This is a genomic window from endosymbiont 'TC1' of Trimyema compressum, assembly GCF_001584725.1.
GTDB lineage: Bacteria > Bacillota > TC1 > TC1 > TC1 > TC1.
In genome coordinates this window covers 854,711-877,614 of sequence record NZ_CP014606.1, presented here as the reverse complement: position 1 = coordinate 877,614, position 22,904 = coordinate 854,711, and the positions used below count along the sequence as shown (strand labels likewise).

Sequence of the window (22,904 nt, the reverse complement as noted above, 5' to 3'; positions counted from 1 at the left end):
CTTTAAGAAAATATGCTATAATTGTTAAATAGCTGGAGGTGAAATAATGGGGTTGAGTTTACTGGGTGTAATGAATGTTTGTAGTAATTATTTTACTACCGAATATTTTATTTTTAATATTTAAATCTGTAAAACTGCCTACAACAGAGGCAAAGATTCCTTTTGATGTAGTAATATTAGAAAATATTAGCAGAATTGGTTGTTTGGTTTTACCCATTATATTTGGTGTAGATATTTTAAATAGTCCTTTTAATTTTTATTCAACATTGATGGTTTGTGCAGCAATTCTATACTATATTTGTATTTGTTGGATCAGATATTTTTCTATGGGCAGAGAGTACTATTTTTTATTTGAAACACTAGGGCCTATTTCTATTCCTCTGGCAGCATTCCCCTCTTTATATTTTTTGTTACTTGCTTTTTGGATACAGTCGATACCTTTAGGCTTGTTTGCTACAGTGTTTGCTATTAGCCACTTGTACAGTAGCTGGCAGAGTTATAAGCTTTTAGTTAATTAGTTTAGGAGGAAAGTAGAATATATGGAAGAACAATTATTAGAAATATTTCAGAGAATTGAGAATTGTGAAGGGTGTACACTTTTTAAAACTAGAACAAAAGTTGTTTTTAACGGTGTACCAGCAAAGAAGCCTCTTATTCTTTTAGGGGAAGCGCCGGGTGGTCATGAAGATACTATTTCTGGTATTCCCTTTTCAGGGCAGGCTGGGCAGTATTTAACTAATTTTCTAGAAGGTGTCTCTATTGATAGAGATAAATGTTATATTACAAATGCAGTTAAATGCAGACCAACTAAATTTTCCAAAAGACCTAGGTATGGCAATTACGCCAATCGTAAACCCACTGCAGGGGAAATTAATAGTTGCTATCATTTTTTAAAGGAAGAAATGGAGGCATTGGGAAGCCGAATAATTGTTACATTAGGGATTGTACCCTTCCAAATATTTTCTAAAAAGCTACAGCTAAAGGAAGTGCATGGCACTCCTATTGATTTTGAGGATAAAATTGTTTTTCCGCTTTATCATCCAGCTAGTGTTATCTATAACGGCAGTTTAAAGGAAATATATGAAGAGGATTTAAGAAAATTAAGAATATTTTTAGAGGAGCATAATGAATATTTATAGTATTGGTGATTTCCATTTATCTTTTGCAAAACCAAAACCTATGGATATGTTTGGCGATAATTGGCAGAATCATCCAGAAAAAATTAAGGACAGTTGGCTATCCCTTGTTGGCGAAGATGATGTTGTGCTATTACCTGGAGATTTATCTTGGGCAATGAATTTAGAAGAGGTAGCTGAAGATATAGAGTTTATTGAAAATCTACCTGGAAAAAAAATATTGGTTAAAGGCAATCATGATTACTGGTGGCAGAGCTTAAGCAAAATTCTAAAAAAAGAATATAAAGAGTGTTACTTTATACAAAATAATGCTTTTACTTTTGGAGACTATGTATTTTGCGGTACTCGTGGTTGGATGTTGCCAGAAGATAATGGTTTAACAGCTGAGGATGATAAAATATATAAAAGAGAATTATTGCGTTTGAGAATGTCTTTAGAAAACGCAGAAAAGAATAAGCCTATTGTTGTTTTACTTCATTATCCACCATTTTTTAAAGATGGTAGATCAAGTGAATTTATAAAAATTATAGAAGACTATCCTGTAATAGCATGTGTGTATGGTCATATTCATGGTTATTTTGGAGATAGAAAATTTTTAACTGGAATGTATAATAATATTGATTATCATTTAGTATCCAGTGATTATTTAGAATTTACTTTGAAAAAGATTGTTTAATGGTTTCTTTAAAATAGATAAAATGATATAATTTAATGATAAATAATAAGAATCAAGGAGGATTAAACCTAATGTATGATATTGGTATTTTAGGTGGTGGCCCTGGTGGATATGTAGCTGCTATTAGAGCTGCCCGTTTAGGCGCAAAAGTAGTATTAATTGAAAAGGATACTATTGGTGGTACATGTCTTAATAGAGGGTGTATTCCTACAAAAGCTATGCTAGCTAGTACTGGCGTGCTTGCTAATATTAAGAGAAGTAGTGAATTTGGTATTAATGTTGATAGCTACCAAATTGATTTTGGTAAAATAATGGAGAGAAAAGATGCAGTTGTTAAGCAATTAACTGGTGGCGTCTCCTCTCTTTTAGATTTTCATAAAGTAACAGTAATTAAAGGCGATGGTAAATTAACTTCAACAACAGAAATTACAGTTAACAAAGAAGATGGTTCTGTAGATAAAGTTGAGGCTAAGAATATTATTATTGCAACTGGTTCTGAATCAGCTACTATTGCGGCTTTAGGCTACAATGGTAAAACTGTTGTAACAAGTAAAGAAATTCTTGAATTAAAAGAGATGCCATCTTCATTATTAATTGTTGGTGCAGGTGTTATTGGCTGTGAATTTGCTATGATTTATGCTGAGTTAGGTATTCCCGTTACTATGGTTGAGGCAGAAGCGAGAATCTTACCAATGATTGATGAAGAAATTTCAAAACGCTTCGCACTTTTACTTAAAAAGAAGAAAATTGGTATTCAAACAGGTGTTATGGTTGAAAAAGTTACTGATGGACCAAATGGTGTTGATGTTAGCCTAAATAACGGTAAAACTTTAAATGCTGGTATGGTATTAATTGGTATTGGACGCACTTTAAATTCTAAAGGTATTGGTCTTGAAAATGTTGGTGTAGAAGTTGGCCCAAGAGGTGAAGTCGTTACTGATGAATATTTACAAACTTCTGTTTCCAATATTTATGCAATTGGGGATGTTGATAATAGAGTGTTACTAGCTCATGCTGCCAGTGTTCAAGGTAACCAAGTTGTAGAAAATATTATTAAAGGTACAAAAGGCATTCCTGATATTGTTGACGTACCTAGCTGTATTTATACTTCACCTGAAATTGCTTCAATTGGTTTAACTGAAAAAGAAGCAGCTGAAAAAGGACCTATTAAAGTTGGTAAGTTTCCATTTAGTGCATGTGGTAAAGCATTATGCATCGGTGAAAAAGATGGTTTTGTAAAAATCATTACTGATGCAAATACAGACAAAATATTAGGAGCTCATATTCTTGGACCTCATGCTACTGACTTAATTGCTGAATTAGTATTAGCTGTAAGAAAAGGCCTAACAGCTGAAGATATTGCTAAAACAATTCATGCACATCCAACAATTTCAGAATCTATTATGGAAGCTGCAGAAGCTGTTCATGGCTTAGCAACACATACATTATAGATTATATTTTTAGGAAAAGAGGAACCTGATGATTCAACAGATTAGAGAAAAAATGAATTGTCCTCAATGTGGTACTGAAAGAGAAGTTATTTTATGGGAAAAGGTCAATGTTAAAATGAACCCAGATTTAAAAGAAAAGCTTTTTGATGGTACATTGAATATGCTGAAATGTAAAGATTGTGGTTATGGAGCTCGCATTTACATTCCTTTAATTTACCACGATATGGATAAAAAGTTTTTTATCCACTTTGCCCCAGATTATCCTGTTGGTGAAGAAAAAACTTTAATTGAAAATCTAGACAAAGAAACTGCAACACTTTTTGATGATTCTTATAATAATAGATTGCGCGTTGTTTTTGATTATAAAAGCCTTCTTGAGAAAATTCGGATTTTTGATGAAGATTTAGACGATCGAACAATTGAAGTCTGTAAACTATTAGCAAGAACTCAATTAAAGTTGAAAGAAGGCATAGCCTTTTACTCAGAGACAAAAAATAATGAACTAGAGTTTGTATTTTTTGAAAAAGAAGATACAAGTGCCCGTCATAGTTTTAGTATTCCTAAAGCAATGTGTGATGAAGTACTAAATTTAGTTAAAGAGAAAGATCAGGACGAAGGTAAAGGATTTAGAGTTATCGATCTTACTTTTGCAGTTTCAGTAGCAAGTTTATAAAAGTAAGGTCCACTTCGCCTTTGAAGCAGGTCTTTTTGGATATGATGTTTGATATGTTAATGATAATATGGTGCTGAGGATTATCTTCAATTTACTGATAAAGTACTTGTTGAAGAAAATAAAAATAGTATACCATTTTTTTAATAGTATGTGGCAATCATTATCAGTTTGGAAACTATGGTTTTCAAATGGGCGACGGAAAAGGGCTTATTGCAAATAAAACCGTTTCATTTTTAGAAACTTTGAAATAAAATGAAGTTTACTTCATAAATATTGGAACAATATGAGAAAATCATATGTTAGCTATAGCCAAAACGCCCTTTTTAAGGTAGAATGTTAGGTAGGTGCCTTTTTGGCGCTAAATTGTAGCTTTTACCTTAATGAGGCGACAAAAAATAAGATATATAAATATTATGTTTATTATTAAAAAATAGGAGGACAAACATGAGACAATTAATCGACCTAACAATTAATGAGAAACAGTTAGAAAAAACTGTTGAACGTGCTAAGGAAAGAAACATTATTGTTCCTACACTAGCACAAATGAAAAACCCAGATTTAATTCCAGATTCTATTAAGGAGCAGCTTAAGTCTGTGAATACAGAAGATTTAAACCCTTTAAACCTATTCAGAATTAGCTGGAAAAACCAACCAACAAGAGAAGGTGGACTTTATAATAAGCTACCTAATTATGTTGAATTTCCTTCTGAAATTACTGGTGTAAAAGCTAGAATCATTGCTCTTTCTGGTAAATATTTCCCAGTTGGTGCACACAAAGTAGGACCAGCGTTTTCATGCTTAGTTCCACGTTTATTAACAGGTCAATTTGACCCATCAACTGACTCAGCAGTATGGCCATCAACTGGTAACTATTGCCGTGGTGGTGCATATATTTCTAAATTATTAGGCTGTAAGTCAATTGCAATTCTTCCAGAAAACATGAGCCAAGAGCGTTTTGACTGGTTAAAAAAAGTTACTGATGAAATTATTGCTACAACTGGTTGCGAAAGTAACGTTAAAGAAATTTATGATGAAACATGGAACTTAAGAAGAACTAGACCTGAAGCTAAAATCTTCAACCAATTTGCTGAATTAGCTAACACATTATGGCACTATGAAGTAACTGGTAATGCTATGCAAACAGTTATTGAAGAAGAAATTGGTGCTAATGGTAGAGTGGCTGGTGTAAGCCTTTGCTCTGGATCTGCTGGAACTTTAGGTTCTGGAGACTTTATTAAAGATCAGTATCCAGGTGCTAAAATTGTTGTTGGTGAAGCACTTCAGTGTTCAACACTATATGACAATGGATTCGGTGACCACAGAATTGAAGGTATTGGCGACAAACACGTTCCTTGGGTTCACAATGTGAAAAACACTGATTTTATTACAGCTATTGATGACAACGATGCTATGGCTTTATTCCGTCTATTCAATGAAAAAGCTGGTCAAGATTACCTTCGTTCTTTAGGTGTATCTGAAGATGTAATCAGCAAGTTAACTTGGTGTGGAATCTCCGGAGCAGCTAATATTATCGGAGCTATCAAATTTGCTAAATCACAAGAATTAACTGAAGACGATATTATTTTAACTGTGTTTACAGATGCAGCTGAAATGTATGGTTCAAGACTAGAAGAGCTTAAAGAAGAAAGAGGCGGAAGAGAGTATAACTCTGAAGATGCTGCTATCGACTTAGAAAAAAGCGTTCACGGTATTAGAACTGACCACTTCTTAGAGTTATCTCTAGAAGGTAAAAAACGTATTCATAACTTAAAATACTATACATGGGTAGAGCAACAAGGTATGGATGTTGAGGAGTTAAATGCACAATGGTATGATTATGACAATTATTGGAACAAACTTCATACAATGGCTCCTGAAATTGATGCTTTAATTGAAGAATTCAATGATAAAACTGGCCTTTTAAAATAGTATTTAAGAAGTTATCTTATTAACGAATAATAAAAGCACTTTCTATATAATAGAAAGTGCTTTTATTATAGTTAGCGCCTTTAGTATTTAAATCCTGTAGGGCTGTAAATGTTGAAAATTGATAAAATCTGTTGGCTATCATTACGATGAGAACCTTTAACCTTTACATTGTACCTAAGTGTTCTAGGGGGAATGGTTTCATGTAATCAGAATCTAAATGATGTTATGAAATTTGCAAGTAGTGAATAATGACGGAAATATAACCATAGTATCATTAAACGATTGAAGAGACCATTGATGGTATTATACACAAACTTATCCAAAACTTTTAAGAGGAATTGTTTTTTCAAATCAAATCTTCCGATTTTTGTGAATACAACTGTTCACTAAAATTTGTTCGCATTTTTATCCATATTCTATATTATATAGGAGTTAATGGATTACATTATCACAGATGACAATAAAATCCTGTGATAATTAAATAACCGCCATGTACAGAACCGTGTGCACAGTGGTGTGAGAGAAGGTCGTTAGCATGGAGCTCCCAACAATCCATACAAAAATAATTTATGCAAATGCTCTAAATTTAATTTCTCATTGCTATCAGTACTTGTATCTGCTATAGTGCCTAATGCACCAATAAAACGCAAATATGTTTCTGTTGGAATAGTCGTATCAATACAGTTTTCTTGTTTCCCCAACTCAATATATTGACGATATATCATGTTCTTGCTTTCACTGAAGTTTTTCACTAACAATTTAACTAGTTGTTTGTCCTGTAAAGCTTTTTCGCTAAAGTACTCTGAAATAGAGTGATTTAAACCGTCGTTGCATATTGCTAGAACTTTATTTATTTTATCTAAATAGCTTATTTCTAAGTGTAATATTTCATTTGCTTGTATAAGGGTGTCTTTCATTACTGCTTTCGCACACTCGGAAACCAAAGTTTCTTTGCTGCCGAAATAGTTATAAATAGACGCTTGTGACACACCGGCTTTATCTGCAATTTTTTTCATGTTTACATCAGAAACACCTTCATTCTTAAATAGAGTTTGTGCCGTATAAATAATTGCGGCCTTTTTCTTTTTTGTGGTTAATTCATACTTGTTCAAATCCGTCACCTCCTACATGCTAGTATACCATACAATATAAAACTTTGGAATTATTCCATATATATTCCAAACACCATTGACAAACGATGAATAAGAGAGTAGAATAACTTTAGAATTCTTGCAGGAATATTCTAAAGTTATGGAGGGCGTCAATATTGAAAAATATTATTTTTTATTTTAGCGGAACCGGAAATTCGTATTTTGTAGCAAGGGCAATTGCTTTGAAATTGGGAAACACAGTAGTTAACCCCTTACTAAAAGCCAATGATTTTAATATCGGAGAATATACTACCGTAGGATTTGTTTTTCCGGTTTATTATATACATGCACCAGAAATTGTGATTAGAATGATAAGTATGATTCCTCTAACTTACAGCCAAAAAGTATTTGCAGTGGCCACGCGAGGAGGCTCTTGGAGATATGCTTTAGCAGATATAAGGGCTGCTTTGGCTGATAATATATGTTTACAGGAATACCATGTCAAAATGCCTGGTAATTATATATTGGAATATAGTGCGTTTACAAGGTATTTACAAAAACAAATTTTCAAGAAATCAGAAAAACAAATTGGGTCTATGGTTGCTTCTATAAAGGGTTAACCAACCTGTTATTGTGAAACCCGACATAATGGCCAAAATTGCAAAAAATATGGCGGATGAAAAAATACAGTCATTTTCAAAACTAGGTACAGCGTTTTTTCAACTGATAAATGCACTTTCTGTATGCAATACACTCAAATATGCCAAGTAAATAACATTACATTAAAAGAAAAAAAGATGGTTTGGGGTATATTATGCACTCAATGCATGGCATGTATTCAATGGTGCCCACAAAATGCAATATCCCACGCACTTATTAAAAATAAGCGTAGTCGGTATATTCATCCATATGTAACGGCAAAACAAATTGGCATACAGAATGCAAAAGTCAAAAAAAATAGTAAAGTGATAGTAATTAGTTTGGTGGTGATCATAATAATGAGTATCTTTGGATACCAGCCATTGATTCAATATCTCACAGGACAAGCTGCAAACCCACATGGTTTTGTGGGCAAGGTCATAACTAGAATATGGTCAAATTATTTTAAAAATCTAAGCGAATGGGGTTTAGCAACTATTAATTTAAATGAATATGGAAAATATTTGATATAGGTTTTGGCGGTGGCAGAAATATCGAAAACATGGCAACTAAGACTAAAAAAGCAAAATTTTTGGAATTGATATTTCAGAAGAATCTCTAAGAGCGGCTAATGATTTTAATCGTGAATTTATAGAAGATGGCAGAGTAGTTTTATGCCTCGGAAATGTTGCCGATATTAAATTTGAGGATAACTTTTTCGACTTAGCTGTAGCAGTGCAAAATCATATTTATTGGTCACGACTTGAAGCAGGGTTGAGTGAATGTTACAGGGTGTTGAAAAAGGACAGAATTTTTCTTATAATTTATGAAGTAGATAAGATAGATTATCATTTACCTAAATATAAAGACACTGCAATATTTTCGGATTTACTTTACAAAACAGGATTTAACAGTGTGGAGATAATTAGAGAAGGAAATCACATTGCATTTATTAGTGTAAAGTAGCAATCATCAATACAAATACAAATTAAATATTTTCTATATCTGAATGTATTAAAAAAAGTAAATGTTGTTTATTTAATCGGATATAGTCAAAATAATGGAATTGAAAATGATTAAAGTTAAGAATATGTCTTAGATATATATAAGATATTTTTTGGAAAGTATTAACTTTGAAGTATAAAGAGATGGATTAGGTAATAATACACATAATAACAAAAAAAGAGGTTAGTGCAATGATTATGATTCTAGAATTAGTGGTTATAGTTGTCTTAATTATATTGTTAGTCTTACGCATTATTTTACTGAAAAGGGTAGGCATTCAAGCGGTAAGATTTGGGGGAGACTAACAAGAGTGACTTTTTAATTCCTCCATTTGTGATATTTTATTTTTACATAATTTTAGCAAGTGTTTTTCGGTGGCCTTTAGGGCATCTATTATTATTTAATAATACTATTATTGCTTGGCTAGGATTTATTATTAGCTGCTTAGGTTTATTATTATTTGGATATGGCTTAATATCTTTTGGCAAGAGTTTTCGTATAGGTATTGATCAATTAGATGAAGGGGCCTTGGTAACTTCTGGTGCTTTTGCTTTTTCACGGAACCCTCTTTATACGTAGCTTTTGGATTTATTTTTGACTATTCCTAATGTATTCTGCCTTTTGTTTTTAATTGGTGGTGGCTTGTTAGTTCACTGTCAAGTGTTGAGAGAAGAAGCATTAAAAAAATTATATGGGAATGAATACTTAGAGTATTGTAAAAAAGTTAGGCGTTACTTTTAGAGTGAAAAAGTAAGAAAATTAAATTGCACCCCAAACATTGGACAAATGTTTGGGGTGCAATTTAATTATATTTTGCTTCCTTTTTTATTTATCATAAATAATTTTTTCAAAATCATATTCGTCATCTGCAACTTCAATAGGGAATAGCTTGTCGTGGGTTACGAATATAATAGTACCTTCAAATTCTTTAATGGCCTTTTTAAGATGATTAATTGTTGTCACATCTAAATGGTTTGTGGGCTCGTCTAAAATAATCATAGAGTAGGGAACCATAGTAAGCTTACAGAGTTTTATTTTAGCTTGTTCACCACCGCTTAAGGTTTTAATAGGCTTCATTGTCAGTTCATTTTTTAGTGCACAGCTAGCCAGTGCAGTTCTGATTTCTTTATCACTTAACTTTGGAAAATCCTCTCGGATTTCCTTAATGGCAGTCCAATCGGGATTTCTCCATATATTTTCCTGTTCATAATAGCCTACAGTTGCTTTTTCGCCATAGGTAAAAGTGCCTGACAAAGGCGGAATAATTCCGTAGATTGTTTTTAAAAAAGTAGTTTTTCCAATGCCATTGAAACCTGAAATAGAGATTTTATCACCATTTTTCACTTCCATATTAAGATGTTCAATTAGGGGATAGTTATAGCCAATTGATAAGTCGTTAACTTTTAACATAATGTCGCTACCTACTGATTTATATTTAAATGAGAATGTAGGTTTAATTACTTTTGTAGGTCGATCCATAACTTCAATTTTATTTAATTTTTTCTGTCTACTTTTGGCCATTTTTGAAGTAGATGCTCGGGCTATATTCCGTCTAACATAATCTTCTAATTGTCCAATTTCTTTTTGTTGACTGGCATAATCTTTTTGATACTGTAATTGTCGTTCTTCTTTTTGCTTTTTAAAGCTATCGCAGTTTCCTCGATATTTTGTGATTGTTGAAAATTCAATATCACAGACACAGTTTACAACATTGTTAAGAAAATTGTAGTCGTGGCTGACAATTAGAAAAGCTCCTTTAAAGCCATTTAAATACTTAATTAACCACTCTATATGGATTGTGTCTAAAAAGTTAGTTGGCTCATCTAGAAGAAGTAAATTTGGAGCTTGAAGCAAGAGCTTAGCGAGAATTACCTTGGTTCTTTGTCCACCACTTAAGTTCTTAATTGGCGTATCTAAACCGAATGCTAGGATACCTAAGCCAGAAGAAACTTTTTGGATATTGCTTTCAAGAGAGTAGAAGTCTTTTCTTTCTAACTCTTCTTGAAGGCTATGGAGTCTATTGACTAGTTTTTCTTGTTGCTTTACAATTGTTTCAGTTTCTAATTCTTTTCCAATTTGATTAACCTGCTCTTCAACTGTATAAAGTTTAGTAAAAGCTGATTTTAAATAGTCGAAAACAGATAGACTGTTGTCAATAGATACTTTTTGGTCTAGATAGCCTATTTCAATTTTAGGATTCCATTTAATTTGTCCTTCATCAGGTAAAACGTTGCCGATTAAAATGTTGATTAAGGTTGTTTTACCAACACCATTGAGGCCGGTTATCCCTGCTTTATCAGTTGGGTATATTTTTAAGTTTGCTTTATTAAATAGTCGCTTATCCCCAAAGTTATGGGATAAATTTTTGATTTCTAGTGTGCTCATTATTTTTTCCTTTTCTATAGATCTTATGTCATTTAAAAAGAGTCCTGACATTTGCCAAAACTCTTTTTATTATCATTAAAATCCGATTGTAAATCCTTTAAGTAATAATGTGATTATGGCACCGATTATAACGGTAATTGGAATTGTAAGTATCCAAGCACCTACAATGCTTTTAGCTATTAACCATCTTACGGCACTGGTTCTTTTAGCTGCTCCTACACCCATAATTGAGGTAGAAATAACGTGAGTCGTGCTTAAAGGCATTCCTAGCTGAGATGCAGTTTCAATTACAATAGCTGCTGATGTTTCAGCTGCAAAACCACCGATAGGTTGTAGGCGAATCATGTTAACACCCATGGTTTTAATAATACGCCAACCACCAATAGAGGTACCGAGACCCATGGCTACAGCACAGCCTAATTTGACCCATAGTGGAATACCAGCATCATTGGCTAAATAGCCTCCAGCAACTAATGCCAATGTTATAATACCCATTGATTTTTGAGCATCGTTGCTTCCATGAGCAAAGGCCATAAACCCTGCTGAGAGTATTTGTAGTTTTGAAAAGCCTTTGTTAACTGTTTTCTGTGATAGTCCTTTTAAAATAAAATATAAAAATTTCATGAAAACAAATGCTATAAAAAATCCTAGGACTGGTGATGCAAATAAAGGAATAATTACTTTCTTAAGTACGCCAAACCATTCCACAACATTAAGGGAACCTGAAAATGCAATGGAAGCACCAATTAATCCTCCAATTAAGGCATGGGACGAACTACTTGGGAGGCCTTTTTTCCAAGTAATTAAATTCCAAATAATCGCTGCAATTAAGGTTGCCATTACAACATATTGAAAAGCTTCTGTATCAATTGAGTCTTTGGCGATAATGCCACTAGAAATTGTTTTAGCTACATTTTCACTTGCTAAAGCACCGACGAAATTCAGTGTAGCAGCCATAATAATAGCTACTCTAGGTGGTAATACCCGAGTGGATACAGTTGTCGCAATTGAATTGGCAGTGTCATGAAATCCATTTATAAAATCAAAGGATAAAGCCAATAGAACTACTAAGATAATAGCCAAACTAAACATGTTTAATAACCACGCCTTCCACAATGTTTGCCACTTGTTCACATTGGTCTAAGGTGTTTTCAAGATATAAGAAGATGTCTTTCCATTTAATGACTTCAATTGGATTTTCTTCTTCTTTAAATAGTTCTGAAATTACACGAACATAAAGAGAATCTCCTTTATTTTCAATATCGTTAATTTTTATAACACAATCATTAATTTCTTTAGTGTTACTTTTCATATTGACAAGCAGATTCATTAATTTCTGTAATTCTTCTAGAATCTGGATGGTCAAAAAGGAAAACTCAGTTATGCCTTCTCTAAGTTTTTCTACATTGTACATTTTAAGAGCTTGAGCAGTATCATCAATTGTATCAGTAATGGTGTCTAATTCTTTTATAATTTCGTCAATATCTTCTCTATCAATTGGTGTTATAAAAGAACGATTTAACTTATTTAGTGTATCATGTACGATACAATCACATTCATGTTCAATTGTAGAAATTTTGTCCAGTGAACTTAAGTCACCATTGTAGTTAAATAACATTTCATTTAATTCTTGAGCTGCTTCCAGAGCCTTTTCTGTTGTTTGGCTAAATAAAAAAAAGAAGGCACCTTCTTTTTTTGACATTCTAAACATAGTTACCCCACCTTTAATCTAATTTTTAATACTATTCTTTAGTATAAAGAAAAGAAAACGAAAAAACAAGATTTTGATTCAAGTATTTTAGTAAAAAATTTGATATAATATGGTTAGTAACATTAAAAGAAGAGGTGGCATCATGGTAAACATTAAAGTTAATGAAGAAAGATTAATAAAAATTGTTCAAGATATTGTGAAAATTAAAAGTCATTATTTAATTCCACAAGGCGAAACTATGGTCGGGAACTATTTGAAAGAATTAGTAAAGCCTTACGGTTTTGACGTTGAAATGGAAGAAATTAAGGATGGGCGAAAAAATATTTATATTACACTAAAAGGTGAAGTGCCAGATGGATACTGTTAGACCTGATAATATGACATTACCACCTTTTGATGCTTATATCGAAGATGGCAAAATTTGGGGCAGAGGCAGTGTTGATATGAAAGGTGGCATAGAGGTGCTATGGTCTATGCTTTTATTTACGCTAAAGAAAACAATATGCAAATTAATGGCAATGTAGTTTTTGCAGGTACTATAGGTGAAGAATGTCCAGATGCTAGTTAAGGTGGTATGGCGCTAGGTTCTAAAAAAGATTTTGCAGATATGGCAGTTATTGGAGAGGCTACAGACTTAAATATAGTTGTTGCTCATAAAGGTAGTATGGGTATAAAAGTTGAATTAGCAGGTCAAGCAGCTCATGGTAGTATGCTTCATTTAGGTGATAATGCTATTTATAAGTGTACGGAATATATTGAAGCTTTGAGAAGAGACCTGTTACCTGTTTTAGGTAATAAAAGTCACCCTTATTGTGGGAAACCAACATTAAATGTAGGTCGGATTGAAGGAGGTATGCAGAATAATATTGTTCCAGATAGTTGTTTTTTCATATGATAGACGCTACATTCCAGGTGAGACTAAAGAAGATTTATTTGAGGAAATCATTAATGTGGGTGAAAATATGGGCTTAAAAAAGGAGGATATTAAAGTTACTCTTATGGCAGAAACTGCTTTTAGAGGGCCTATGGAAACGGATGATCAAGGATCCATTAGTATTAGCCTTAAAAGAAGTCACAACTGAAATGGGGGCTGAAGAGTAAAGTATGTGGTGTAGACTATTGGACAGATGGTTCTCATTTAAGTAAAAATGGTATTCCAATTTTAGTATTTGGCCCAGGTAATATTAAAGAAGCTCATGCAGCAGAAGAATTTATATCCATAGATAGCCTAGTCAAAAGTGCTTACTGTTATATTGATTTAATAGATAAACTTTTAGGTTCATAAATATGGATGTAACTTTTTTATGTGTTGGTAATTTAAAGGAATCTTATTTTAGAGATGGTGTTAAGGAATATGAGAAACGCTTAAGCCGTTTTGCAAAAATAAATATTATAGAAGTAAGTGAAGTTCAAATTCCTAATAATGCTTCTGTTAGTGATGAATATAAAATAATGGATAAAGAAGGTCAATTAATTTTAAGTAAATTACCAAAAGATTGTTATATTTTTGTTTTGGATAGGAAAGGCAATTTTTTATCTTCAGAAGAACTAGCAGGTAAAATAGAGGAAATAATGACCTATGGCAAATCCCGCATAGTTTTTATTATAGGGGGGTATTTAGGTCTATCAGATGAAATAAAGAGGAAAGCTCAGTGCCCTCTTTCTTTTTCTAAAATGACTTTTCCCCACCAGCTAATGCGCTTAGTTTTATGTGAACAGGTCTACCGAGGTTTTAAAATTATGAATCATGAAACTTATCATAAATAAATAAGCATCTTATTATTGTCACTTGTATCATAATAAGGTACAATAAGAAGGAAGATAGGAGGCGGTAACGATGGTAGATAAAATGATTGTGACCTTTCCAGGAGGCGCTCAAACAAATGTTTCTTTCAGAAATCAAAATGTGATAAGCGATCAACCACCAGAAGATGGTGGCGAGGATTCAGCACCGACTCCTTATGAACTTTATTTTGCAGCCTTAGGTGTTTGTATTTGTAGTAGTACAGTGGTATTAGAGTTTTTGCAACATAGAAATATTGATTTGAGAGATGTTTATGTTGAAGTAAAAATGAATTATAATGAAACCAGTCAATTAGTTGAGGCTGTTGATTTAGTCGTTAATGTACCGGATTCATATCCAGAACAATATCGTAAAGCATTAGTTGCTGCGATGAATGTGTGTCATGTTAAGAGACAGATTCAAAATCCTTCAAAAGTGTGGAAGCCTATTTGAAAGTTAAAGGAGAATAAAACAGTGGCAGATAACAGTAGCGTAGAAGCATATTTAGTTACTTCTAGGAATTATATAAGAGAAGATGTTGGGGATTATGAGATTATTTCAGTTGAAAATCCAATTATTCAGTTGAAAATTAAAGGTAAAAAAATAAACCCCGTTCAAGAGAAAATTTAAAAGTATTAGTTGAGTATGCTTTGAAGAAAAAGTATTCTGAAGATAAATGGTCTGTGGAAATGACTGAATGGATTGTGCCTGATTCAGATGGCAGAATCAAAACCACATTGAAGAATGCGAATAAAAAAATAAAAGGTTTGTTTAATAAAGGAGGTGAATAAAGTGGAGGAGCAAGTAAAGGAAGCTTTAGAATTAGTCCGACCATCATTGCAAGCTCATGGAGGCGATGTAACAGTAATTGAAGTCGCTGAAAATGAAGGGGAAGTATATGTGGAATTACAAGGTGCTTGTCAAGGATGTAAAGGCGCTTTAATGACCTTAAAAATGGGGATTGAGAGAATCCTGAAAGAAAAAGTACCTGGCGTCCAAGAAGTGATTGCCGTTAATATGTAAAAGGAGGGTTTTGTATGTTACCAGATACAGGACAATATATTATTTGGATTTTCGGCATTATCATTGTTATTGTAGCTATTATTGCAATTATTATTGGAATCAGGAAGAAAAAATAAGTTTTTTGTTAGATGATAGCGCAAGTCTTGATTGAGAGTGAGGTAAAAATGTATAAAGGTTATGTAGAGAAGGATGATTTAAAAGCCCTATTTGAAGCCATTTTATCTTTAGAAACCACTGAAGAATGTAAAGCGTTTTTTGATGATCTCTGCACCATTGCAGAAATCAAATCAATGGCACAGAGATGGCTAGTAGTTGAAATGTTAGACAAAAATGCAACATATGCTGATGTTGTAGAAAAGACAGCAGCAAGTTCAGCAACAATCAGTCGTGTTAAAAGATGTTTGCATTATGGTGCTGATGGTTACAAAAATACATTGTTAAAATTAAAAAAGAAAAAGTAAAAACAAGGGAGTATAAACTCCCTTGTTTTTTTAAAGAGGTCTTGCAAAATTTTTTATTTTATAGTACAATGGTTTTATTAAGCTAAAGTGTTAAAATAAGAAGAGGAGAAATAAATGAAAAAAAGAATTATTAATACCTGAAGTTATGAGAAACTACTTACCAGCAGAAGCTTATACACAAAGAGTAATTGTTGATGATTTATTATATAATTTTTCTTTGTGGGGATATGATGAGGTAAGAACACCTATTCTTGAAACATGGAATATAATTGGCAAAGAAAAAGAAGAAGAAAGAGATTATATTACTTTAATCGATAATACAGGAGATTTGTTGGTATTAAGACCAACAAATGACAGCACCTATTGCTCGTTTAGTTGGTACCCACCTTAAGGGCAACGCAGCCTATCCTTTGCGACTTTGTTACGCAGGCGAAGTCTTTAGTCAAAAAGTTTTAAAGAAGGTAAAAAAAGACAGCGCAAGCAAGTGGGAATTGAATTAATCAATGAAAAAGACTCCTTAAACAGTATTATGAAAGCTGAGGATTCAGATAAAATAATAACATTGGCAAGACAAAATGGCGTTCAAGGATTTATTGAAAAAATCAGAGATTTTTCCAGTCAGACTGAGTATAAAAAGCCATTGAAAGACTAGAAAAATACTATCTATTCTTAGAGGTATGGGCTATGAGGAAAATGTTTTTTTGATTTTAGTCTTCTAGGAGATTTTAGTTACTATACTGGTCTTGTATTTGAAGGATATGGTGAAGGTGCTGGTGTACCTTTATTAACAGGTGGTCGTTATGACCATCTACTAGAAACTTACTATAAGCCCTTATGTGCTGTTGGTTTTGCAATTGATGTAGATGTTTATATTAGTACTCTGGTTCAGAGAGAAGCAAGTAGGGCAGTTGAAAAAGTTATGATTACTGATAATCCTCTTCAAGATTTTAAAAAAGCAGATCAATTAAGAAAAAAGAACAAACGTGTCTCTATTGATTTGGAAGGGGAGGAATAATATGATTAAAGATGAATTAACAATAGCTTTACCTAAAGGAAGGTTAGGAGCTAAGTCATTAGAGCTTTTGGCTAAAACTGGATTACCAGTGGGTGGTGTTGAACCTGAATCAAGAACCCTTAAATTTTCTTTTGGATACGTACGCTATTTAATTTGCAAGCCAACAGATGTGCCTATTTATGTAGAGTATGGTGTAGCAGATATTGGTATTGTAGGCAAAGATACTATTGAAGAAGAACAACGAAATGTTTTTGAATTATTAGATTTAGGTTTTGGTAAATGTAATTTTGCTGTTGCAGCACCTAAAAGTCTTGTTGAAAAATATGAAGGCATTGATCCGTTTACTCTTCACTTGTTAAATCATAAGAGAGTTGCGACTAAGTTTATCAATGTTGCACATGCATTTTTCTACAGGAATGTTTACAAATGGAGCTTATTCATTTACATGGTAATATTGAATTAGCTGCTTGTATTGGTTTAGATGACATGATTGTCGATATTGTTTCTACTGGAACTACTTTAAGAGAAAATGGGTTAGTAGAAGTGTGTTCTATATTTCCAGCAACAGCACGTTTAATTGCTAATAATGTAAGTTATAGAGTAAAAAATGAACAAATATTTAATTTAGTTGAAAAAGTAAATACTATTTTAAAAAAATGGGTAGAGAGGAACCGACAATGAGAAAAATATACTATAGTGACCAGGCTGCCATTAATGGTCTAATAAATAAAAGCCACTCTCTTTGTGAAGATGAAAAATACAGTCAAGTAAATACAATGATTCAGAATATAAAAAAAGATGGCTATGAGGCTGTTAGAAACTATACAAAGACTTATGATGGTCCCAATTTAAATGAAAATCAATTTAGAGTTTCTGAAAAAGAAATAGAAGAAGCATTTAATAAGGTAGATGATGAATTTTTAAAGGCTTTAGATTTAGCCATCAATAATGTTGAAATTTTCACCAGAAACAGCTAATCGGGTCTACAATTAGATACTAGAAAAGATGGTATTGTTATTGGTCAATTAATTAAACCATTAAAAAGAGTTGGATTGTATGTACCTGGAGGCACTGCTGCTTATCCGTCGTCTGTTTTAATGACAGCAATTCCTGGTAAAGTTGCAGGTGTGAAAGAGCTTGTAATGATTTCTCCACCAGGAGCAGATGGTTCTATGAATCCTTACACCTTAGTAGCTGCTAAATTGTGTGGGGTAAAAGAAATCTATAAAGTAGGTGGGGCTCAAGGAGTTGCAGCGCTGGCTTATGGGGCAGGAACTTTGAAAAAAGTAGATAAAATTGTGGGACCTGGAAATATCTATGTTACAATTGCTAAAAAGATTGTGTATGGTGATGTTGATATTGATATGTTGGCGGGTTCTAGTGAAATATTAGTTATTGGTGATGAAGGTGCAAAGCCTCAGTATCTTGCAGCTGATTTATTGTCTCAAGGCGAGCATGATACTTTAGCATCAGCTATTTTTGTAACAGCTAGTGAAGCTTTAGCAGATGCTGTAGCAATTAAGGTGGAAAGACAGTTACAGGTTCTTTCAAGAGAAGCCATTGCTAGGAAATCTCTAGAAACTAATGGAGCTATCATTGTTACGAAAAACTTAGAAGAAGCTATTGAGTTTGCCAATGCTTATGGGCCAGAGCACCTAGAACTAGCAATTGAAAAACCATATGAGGTAATGGGGAGTATAACTTCTGCAGGAGCAATTTTCTTAGGGCACTATACCCCTGAACCAATTGGAGATTATTTTGCATGACCTAATCATGTATTACCTACAGGAGGAACTGGACGATTTTATTCACCTTTAAATACTCATATGTATTTAAAGAAGACAAGTGTTATTAACTATTCTCAGGATGCCCTCAATAAATATGGCAAGTACGCTGCAAAACTCGCAGCAGTTGAGGGATTTGATGGGCATGAAAATGCAATTTTAGTGAGGTTAAATGATGGAAGAAAGAATTTGTAGAAAAACACGCAATACCAATGAAACAGCAATTAATTTATCTATAAATATTGATGGAAATGGTGTTTTTTGAAGGCGGAACTGGCATTGGTTTTTTTGATCATATGCTTAACCTATTTGCAAAACATGGCGGATTTTCATTAATGGTAGATGTTGAAGGTGATTTGGAAATTGATGGGCATCATACAGTTGAAGATGTTGGTATTGTCTTAGGAGAAGCTTTTAAAACTGCTTTAGGCGATAAAAAAGGTATTGTTAGATATGGGGATATTATATTACCAATGGATGAAGCACTAATTATGGTTGCCCTTGATTTAGGGGGTAGGCCTTATTTGAATTTTAAGGCTGAAATGCCAATTCCTTTACTGGGAAATTTTGAAACAGAATTAGTTGAGGAGTTTTTAAGAGCTTTTACTATGAGCTGTGGTTTGAATTTACATGTGAAGCTTTTGGAAGGTAAAAATACTCACCATATTGTTGAAGGTATTTTTAAAGGGTTTGCACGTAGTTTGAAAAAAGCTGTGATGGATACTGGAAGCAATGAAATTCCCTCTAATAAAGGTTCTCTCTAATGATTGGTATTATTGATTATGGTATTGGCAATTTAGTCAGTGTTGAAAAAGCTTTAAATAAAAATGGTTTTACCACTGTTATCAGTGATGATATCTCAGCTTTAGATAAATGTAAAGGGTATATATTACCAGGGGTTGGTGCCTTTGCTGATGGTATGAAAGCTTTACATGAAAGAAATATAATTATTTTTTTAGAGAAAATTGTAGCAGACAATAAACCACTATTAGGTATTTGTTTAGGGATGCAACTCTTATTCGAGAGTGGTGAAGAAGATGGTCATAACAAGGGACTAGGCTTTCTTAAAGGCACCGTTGAAAAGATTAGAACTGGCTACAAGATTCCTCATATGGGTTGGAATAATATTTGCATTAAAAAACATTCTATTCTTTTAGACGGTCTCAATAATAATGAAGATTTTTATTTTGTTCATAGTTATCAGGCTTACCCAGATAATAGTGAATATGTAATTGCAACTTGTGAATATGGTCAAACTATTCCTGCTATTGTGGCTTCTAATAATGTATTTGGCATTCAATTTCATACAGAGAAAAGCTCTGATAAAGGTTTAATAATATTAAATAATTTTGGAAAGTTGGTGGACAAATGGTATTAGTACCAGCTATTGATATGCAAGACGGCCAATGTGTCTGTTTGTATAAAGGGGATTTTGACAAGACTACTGTCTATGGGAATCCTGTTGAAATTGCTAGAAAATGGAAAGCCTTAGGTGCGAAAAGAATTCACCTAGTAGACTTATATGGCGCTTATAAAGGGGATACAACCCATTTGAAAATCGTTGAAGCAATTGTTAATGAAGTTGATGTACCTTTAGAAATAGGTGGTGGTATTAGAGATATGAAAACCATTGCCCGTTATTTAAATATGGGTGTTGATCGAGTTATATTAGGAACAGCGGCTATTGAAAATATGGCTCTAGTTGCCTGCTCTGCAGCTGTTTATGGTGAGCGTATTGCTGTAGGTATTGATGCTTTAAATGGAATTGTAAGGACAAAAGGTTGGCTAGAAGATACAAAAAAAGAAGCCATTCAGCTAGGACTTGAAATGAAAGAGTTAGGTATTGAACGAATCATTTATACAGACATTAGTAAGGATGGTACTTTAACTGGTCCAAATTTAGAAGAAACTAAAGGTTTTGCTGAGGCAACAGGCTTGAAAGTCACTGCTTCTGGTGGCATGGCAGTGCTAAAAGATGTTAAGGATGTTTGTAAGCTAGAGGCTTTTGGCGTAGATGAAGTTATTTTAGGTAAAGCTCTTTATGAAGGTTCTATAAATTTCAGTAAAGCTCAAGTTATTGTAGGGGAGAAATAGAATGTTAAAAAAGAGAATTATTCCTTGTTTAGATGTTAAAGAAGGTCGAGTTGTAAAAGGAACTAATTTTGTCCATATTAAAGATGCTGGCGATCCAGTTGATATGGCAAAATTTTATGATAAAGCTGTAGCAGATGAACTTGTATTTTTAGATATAACGGCTTCTCATGAAAACAGAGATAAATATTATTGATGTTGTGAAAAAGACTGCTGAGGAAGTCTATATACCTTTTACAGTTGGTGTGGCGGTATTAAGACTATAGAAAGATATTAAAAAAATTTTAAGAGCTAGTGCAGACAAAATTTCAATTTGCACACCAGCTATTGAAAATCCTAGTTTGATTACAGAAGGAGCTAAAAAGTTTGGTTCTCAATGCATTGTTGTGGCTATTGATGCAAAAAGAAAAGAGGATGGTACTGATGTTGGCCTATATGTCTCTTGAATCTCTGGTCAAAACCCTTGAAATTGGTGAAGCTGTTTACTATTCAAGAAGCAGGCAAGAATTATGGCATAAAGGCGAAACCAGTGGTCATTTTCAAAAGGTTAAGAAAATTGCTTATGATTGTGATAAAGATACTCTTTTAATTAAAGTTAAACAAATAGGTTGTGCTTGTCATGAGGGCGAGAAAAGCTGCTTTCACTATGATTTAAATAAATATTTAAATACGAAAGTAGATGTTAATATGGGTGATGAAGATCGTAGCGATGTGCTATTTGGGAAAAGAATGGGTATTTTAGCTGCTGTTATTGAAGAACGCTATAAGAATATGCCAGAAGGTTCCTATACTACATATCTTTTTGAAAAAGGCATTGATAAGATTTTGAAAAAGGTAGGCGAAGAAGCATCAGAGGTTATTATAGCTTCAAAAAATGATGGCAATTATGAATTGATTTATGAAGCCAGTGACTTACTTTATCATTTAATGGTATTGTTTAAAGTTAAAAATGTGAAGCTCAAGGATATTGAGGAAGAATTAATTAAAAGAAGTTAATATTAGATATAGTCCCCTTAAAGTATTACGCATAAATTATTCTATAACAAGATAACGTCAAAAACTTTTAAATTATTCAAAATATTTAATTACTTAATCTCATTTATTATACTTGAATTCACTATGTAAATTATGATATATTAATCGGTGAATAGAATGATATAATGCAAATAAGATGAGAGAGGTGTTATGTATGAAAAAAATACACTAAATAGATGCTTGCAAATAATATCAGCGATTATTGTTATTGGTACAATTTCCATAGGGTTGATAATAGGAAAGCAAGGATTAGTTAGTGGACAAAGATGTAACTTTTCAGCAACAGTTTCCTAATACAAATACTGCACAAGTAATGGCTGATTATTTTGGATGCTCTGTAACAGATGTTATAAGCACAGACATATTAAAAACGAAAACACTTAATTTGCAAGAGAAAAATTTAACAGATGTTACAGGAATTGAAATATTTAGCCAATTAACTAAGTTGAATTTATGGAAAAATCAGTTGACTTCTTTACCTGAAAACATTGGTAATTTAAGTAATTTACATACATTATCTGTTGAATGGAATGAAATTACTACATTTCCAGATTCAATTGGTAATTTAGTTAACTTAGATTCGATTTATTCATCTGATAATAAAATAACTATTTTACCAGATAGTATTTGTAATTTAACAAATTTACAATCATTAGTTTTAACAAATAATTTTTTAGCAGCATTACCTGCAAATATTGGTAATTTAACAAATTTAAATTATTTGTATTTAGAGAATAATAAATTATCAAGACTTTCTGATAATTTTGATAACTTACAGAATTTGGAAGGATTAGATATTTCCTACAATTATTTTTCAGTTTTGCCTAGTAGCCTTAGTAACTTATCACAAATGTCTTATTTAGTGCTAGAAGGACAAGAAATTTTATTGGATAATGCTCCTTGTGGTCAATCTTTTAAATTATTATCTCCTATTAAGGATGAAAATGGAATGACCGTGCCCCTAAATGATTCAACTGGAAATTATGCTATTAATGGAAATTATATTACATGAAGTA

The 22,904-nt window shown here is 32.7% G+C and carries 33 protein-coding genes and 5 pseudogenes; 34 read left to right on the top strand and 4 right to left on the bottom strand.

Features of this window, described 5'->3' with window-relative positions; genetic code table 11:
* The first annotated feature begins 74 nt into the window (after nucleotides 1–74).
* From AZF37_RS05530 to AZF37_RS05505, 7 genes are all read left to right on the top strand, one after another.
* Nucleotides 75–518 carry a hypothetical protein gene (locus tag AZF37_RS05530; RefSeq protein ID WP_088369933.1) on the top strand — a complete coding sequence of 148 codons (444 nt, stop codon included), beginning with the start codon at nucleotides 75–77 and terminating at the stop codon, nucleotides 516–518.
* A 21-nt stretch (nucleotides 519–539) separates the two neighbouring features.
* Entirely contained in the window at nucleotides 540–1,139 is a 600-nt protein-coding gene (locus AZF37_RS05525) for a uracil-DNA glycosylase (protein WP_088369932.1), read from the top strand.
* Nucleotides 1,126–1,812, top strand: a complete 687-nt coding sequence (locus AZF37_RS05520; protein WP_088369931.1) for a metallophosphoesterase — start codon at nucleotides 1,126–1,128, stop codon at nucleotides 1,810–1,812. Before AZF37_RS05525 ends, AZF37_RS05520 begins: the two co-directional genes overlap by 14 nt.
* Nucleotides 1,813–1,883: 71 nt before the next feature.
* The gene (gene lpdA / locus AZF37_RS05515; RefSeq protein ID WP_088369930.1) at nucleotides 1,884–3,263 is read left to right on the top strand and encodes a dihydrolipoyl dehydrogenase; all 1,380 of its coding nucleotides are present in this window, start codon (nucleotides 1,884–1,886) and stop codon (nucleotides 3,261–3,263) included.
* Between the two features lie 28 nt (nucleotides 3,264–3,291).
* Entirely contained in the window at nucleotides 3,292–3,936 is a 645-nt protein-coding gene (locus tag AZF37_RS05510; protein WP_088369929.1) for a CpXC domain-containing protein, read from the top strand.
* A 134-nt stretch (nucleotides 3,937–4,070) separates the two neighbouring features.
* Nucleotides 4,071–4,187, top strand: coding sequence for a hypothetical protein (locus AZF37_RS13285; RefSeq protein WP_425425463.1), 117 nt, complete (start codon nucleotides 4,071–4,073; stop codon nucleotides 4,185–4,187).
* Nucleotides 4,188–4,380: 193 nt separating this feature from the next.
* Nucleotides 4,381–5,865 carry a pyridoxal-phosphate dependent enzyme gene (locus AZF37_RS05505; protein ID WP_088369928.1) on the top strand — a complete coding sequence of 495 codons (1,485 nt, stop codon included), beginning with the start codon at nucleotides 4,381–4,383 and terminating at the stop codon, nucleotides 5,863–5,865.
* A gap of 530 nt (nucleotides 5,866–6,395) precedes the next feature.
* Here the strand turns inward: AZF37_RS05505 and AZF37_RS05500 are convergent.
* Nucleotides 6,396–6,977: a TetR/AcrR family transcriptional regulator gene (locus tag AZF37_RS05500; RefSeq protein ID WP_162473924.1), complete on the bottom strand. Its 582-nt coding sequence runs from the start codon at nucleotides 6,975–6,977 to the stop codon at nucleotides 6,396–6,398.
* 155 nt (nucleotides 6,978–7,132) lie between these two features.
* Between AZF37_RS05500 and AZF37_RS05495 the strand changes: the two genes are divergently transcribed.
* From AZF37_RS05495 to AZF37_RS11665, 4 genes are all read left to right on the top strand, one after another.
* Nucleotides 7,133–7,576: an EFR1 family ferrodoxin gene (locus AZF37_RS05495; protein ID WP_088369926.1), complete on the top strand. Its 444-nt coding sequence runs from the start codon at nucleotides 7,133–7,135 to the stop codon at nucleotides 7,574–7,576.
* 123 nt (nucleotides 7,577–7,699) lie between these two features.
* On the top strand, nucleotides 7,700–8,128 hold the full coding sequence (locus tag AZF37_RS05490) for a hypothetical protein (RefSeq protein WP_088369925.1): 429 nt from the start codon (nucleotides 7,700–7,702) through the stop codon (nucleotides 8,126–8,128).
* A gap of 55 nt (nucleotides 8,129–8,183) precedes the next feature.
* Nucleotides 8,184–8,561 (top strand): class I SAM-dependent methyltransferase, encoded by a 378-nt coding sequence (locus AZF37_RS13280; RefSeq protein WP_088369924.1) that lies wholly within the window; start codon nucleotides 8,184–8,186, stop codon nucleotides 8,559–8,561.
* 621 nt (nucleotides 8,562–9,182) lie between these two features.
* Nucleotides 9,183–9,341, top strand: coding sequence for a hypothetical protein (locus AZF37_RS11665; RefSeq protein ID WP_245611903.1), 159 nt, complete (start codon nucleotides 9,183–9,185; stop codon nucleotides 9,339–9,341).
* Between the two features lie 84 nt (nucleotides 9,342–9,425).
* Here AZF37_RS11665 and AZF37_RS05475 read toward each other — a convergent pair whose 3' ends face one another.
* The 3 genes from AZF37_RS05475 to AZF37_RS05465 form a co-directional block, all read right to left on the bottom strand.
* Nucleotides 9,426–10,985, bottom strand: coding sequence for an ABC-F family ATP-binding cassette domain-containing protein (locus AZF37_RS05475; protein WP_172793084.1), 1,560 nt, complete (start codon nucleotides 10,983–10,985; stop codon nucleotides 9,426–9,428).
* Nucleotides 10,986–11,060: 75 nt separating this feature from the next.
* On the bottom strand, nucleotides 11,061–12,077 hold the full coding sequence (locus AZF37_RS05470; protein ID WP_088369922.1) for an inorganic phosphate transporter: 1,017 nt from the start codon (nucleotides 12,075–12,077) through the stop codon (nucleotides 11,061–11,063).
* On the bottom strand, nucleotides 12,070–12,696 hold the full coding sequence (locus AZF37_RS05465; protein ID WP_088369921.1) for a DUF47 domain-containing protein: 627 nt from the start codon (nucleotides 12,694–12,696) through the stop codon (nucleotides 12,070–12,072). The genes AZF37_RS05470 and AZF37_RS05465 overlap by 8 nt, the downstream gene beginning before the upstream one ends.
* Nucleotides 12,697–12,838: 142 nt before the next feature.
* On the opposite strand from AZF37_RS05465, the gene AZF37_RS05460 reads away from it, so the two are divergent.
* From AZF37_RS05460 to AZF37_RS05370, 23 genes and pseudogenes are all read left to right on the top strand, one after another.
* Entirely contained in the window at nucleotides 12,839–13,063 is a 225-nt protein-coding gene (locus tag AZF37_RS05460; protein ID WP_088369920.1) for a hypothetical protein, read from the top strand.
* Complete coding sequence (locus AZF37_RS05455; protein ID WP_088369919.1) at nucleotides 13,050–13,220, top strand: M20/M25/M40 family metallo-hydrolase; 171 nt, start codon at nucleotides 13,050–13,052, stop codon at nucleotides 13,218–13,220. The genes AZF37_RS05460 and AZF37_RS05455 overlap by 14 nt, the downstream gene beginning before the upstream one ends.
* Nucleotides 13,221–13,270: 50 nt before the next feature.
* A complete protein-coding gene (locus AZF37_RS05450) occupies nucleotides 13,271–13,591 on the top strand; it encodes a peptidase dimerization domain-containing protein (protein WP_088369918.1) in 321 nt (106 codons plus the stop codon).
* Entirely contained in the window at nucleotides 13,563–13,778 is a 216-nt protein-coding gene (locus AZF37_RS05445; RefSeq protein ID WP_088369917.1) for a hypothetical protein, read from the top strand. The genes AZF37_RS05450 and AZF37_RS05445 overlap by 29 nt, the downstream gene beginning before the upstream one ends.
* The gene (locus AZF37_RS13275) at nucleotides 13,775–13,981 is read left to right on the top strand and encodes a M20/M25/M40 family metallo-hydrolase (RefSeq protein WP_162474084.1); all 207 of its coding nucleotides are present in this window, start codon (nucleotides 13,775–13,777) and stop codon (nucleotides 13,979–13,981) included. The genes AZF37_RS05445 and AZF37_RS13275 overlap by 4 nt, the downstream gene beginning before the upstream one ends.
* Before the next feature lie 2 nt (nucleotides 13,982–13,983).
* Nucleotides 13,984–14,463 (top strand): 23S rRNA (pseudouridine(1915)-N(3))-methyltransferase RlmH, encoded by a 480-nt coding sequence (rlmH, locus tag AZF37_RS05440; protein WP_088369916.1) that lies wholly within the window; start codon nucleotides 13,984–13,986, stop codon nucleotides 14,461–14,463.
* Nucleotides 14,464–14,533: 70 nt separating this feature from the next.
* Complete coding sequence (locus AZF37_RS05435) at nucleotides 14,534–14,932, top strand: OsmC family protein (protein ID WP_088369915.1); 399 nt, start codon at nucleotides 14,534–14,536, stop codon at nucleotides 14,930–14,932.
* 21 nt (nucleotides 14,933–14,953) lie between these two features.
* Nucleotides 14,954–15,109, top strand: coding sequence for a hypothetical protein (locus tag AZF37_RS10475; RefSeq protein WP_162473923.1), 156 nt, complete (start codon nucleotides 14,954–14,956; stop codon nucleotides 15,107–15,109).
* Between the two features lie 20 nt (nucleotides 15,110–15,129).
* Nucleotides 15,130–15,270, top strand: coding sequence for a hypothetical protein (locus tag AZF37_RS10470; protein WP_162473922.1), 141 nt, complete (start codon nucleotides 15,130–15,132; stop codon nucleotides 15,268–15,270).
* A gap of 1 nt (nucleotide 15,271) precedes the next feature.
* Nucleotides 15,272–15,502: a NifU family protein gene (locus tag AZF37_RS05430; protein WP_088369914.1), complete on the top strand. Its 231-nt coding sequence runs from the start codon at nucleotides 15,272–15,274 to the stop codon at nucleotides 15,500–15,502.
* A 14-nt stretch (nucleotides 15,503–15,516) separates the two neighbouring features.
* The gene (locus tag AZF37_RS05425) at nucleotides 15,517–15,618 is read left to right on the top strand and encodes an LPXTG cell wall anchor domain-containing protein (protein ID WP_088369913.1); all 102 of its coding nucleotides are present in this window, start codon (nucleotides 15,517–15,519) and stop codon (nucleotides 15,616–15,618) included.
* 48 nt (nucleotides 15,619–15,666) lie between these two features.
* Nucleotides 15,667–15,963 carry a YerC/YecD family TrpR-related protein gene (locus AZF37_RS05420; RefSeq protein WP_088370667.1) on the top strand — a complete coding sequence of 99 codons (297 nt, stop codon included), beginning with the start codon at nucleotides 15,667–15,669 and terminating at the stop codon, nucleotides 15,961–15,963.
* A gap of 145 nt (nucleotides 15,964–16,108) precedes the next feature.
* Nucleotides 16,109–16,354: an ATP phosphoribosyltransferase regulatory subunit gene (locus AZF37_RS05415; RefSeq protein WP_088369912.1), complete on the top strand. Its 246-nt coding sequence runs from the start codon at nucleotides 16,109–16,111 to the stop codon at nucleotides 16,352–16,354.
* 93 nt (nucleotides 16,355–16,447) lie between these two features.
* A complete protein-coding gene (locus tag AZF37_RS10460) occupies nucleotides 16,448–16,615 on the top strand; it encodes a hypothetical protein (RefSeq protein WP_162473920.1) in 168 nt (55 codons plus the stop codon).
* 54 nt (nucleotides 16,616–16,669) lie between these two features.
* Nucleotides 16,670–16,816 (top strand): annotated as a pseudogene (locus AZF37_RS13270) (ATP phosphoribosyltransferase regulatory subunit); the annotation flags it as partial.
* Nucleotides 16,817–16,979: 163 nt separating this feature from the next.
* Nucleotides 16,980–17,659, top strand: a pseudogene (gene hisG / locus AZF37_RS05405) (ATP phosphoribosyltransferase).
* A pseudogene (hisD, locus tag AZF37_RS05400) lies at nucleotides 17,635–18,957 on the top strand (histidinol dehydrogenase). The pseudogenes hisG and hisD overlap by 25 nt, the downstream one beginning before the upstream one ends.
* A pseudogene (gene hisB, locus AZF37_RS05395) lies at nucleotides 18,938–19,526 on the top strand (imidazoleglycerol-phosphate dehydratase HisB). Before hisD ends, hisB begins: the two co-directional pseudogenes overlap by 20 nt.
* Nucleotides 19,526–20,140, top strand: coding sequence for an imidazole glycerol phosphate synthase subunit HisH (gene hisH, locus AZF37_RS05390; RefSeq protein ID WP_088369911.1), 615 nt, complete (start codon nucleotides 19,526–19,528; stop codon nucleotides 20,138–20,140). The pseudogene hisB and the gene hisH overlap by 1 nt, the downstream one beginning before the upstream one ends.
* Entirely contained in the window at nucleotides 20,131–20,856 is a 726-nt protein-coding gene (gene hisA / locus AZF37_RS05385; RefSeq protein ID WP_088369910.1) for a 1-(5-phosphoribosyl)-5-[(5-phosphoribosylamino)methylideneamino]imidazole-4-carboxamide isomerase, read from the top strand. Before hisH ends, hisA begins: the two co-directional genes overlap by 10 nt.
* 1 nt (nucleotide 20,857) lies before the next feature.
* Nucleotides 20,858–21,260 (top strand): annotated as a pseudogene (hisF, locus tag AZF37_RS05380) (imidazole glycerol phosphate synthase subunit HisF); the annotation flags it as partial.
* Nucleotides 21,261–21,276: 16 nt separating this feature from the next.
* Entirely contained in the window at nucleotides 21,277–21,849 is a 573-nt protein-coding gene (gene hisIE, locus AZF37_RS05375) for a bifunctional phosphoribosyl-AMP cyclohydrolase/phosphoribosyl-ATP diphosphatase HisIE (RefSeq protein ID WP_281178834.1), read from the top strand.
* 295 nt (nucleotides 21,850–22,144) lie between these two features.
* Nucleotides 22,145–22,900: a leucine-rich repeat domain-containing protein gene (locus AZF37_RS05370; protein ID WP_088369908.1), complete on the top strand. Its 756-nt coding sequence runs from the start codon at nucleotides 22,145–22,147 to the stop codon at nucleotides 22,898–22,900.
* Nucleotides 22,901–22,904: the final 4 nt, after the last annotated feature.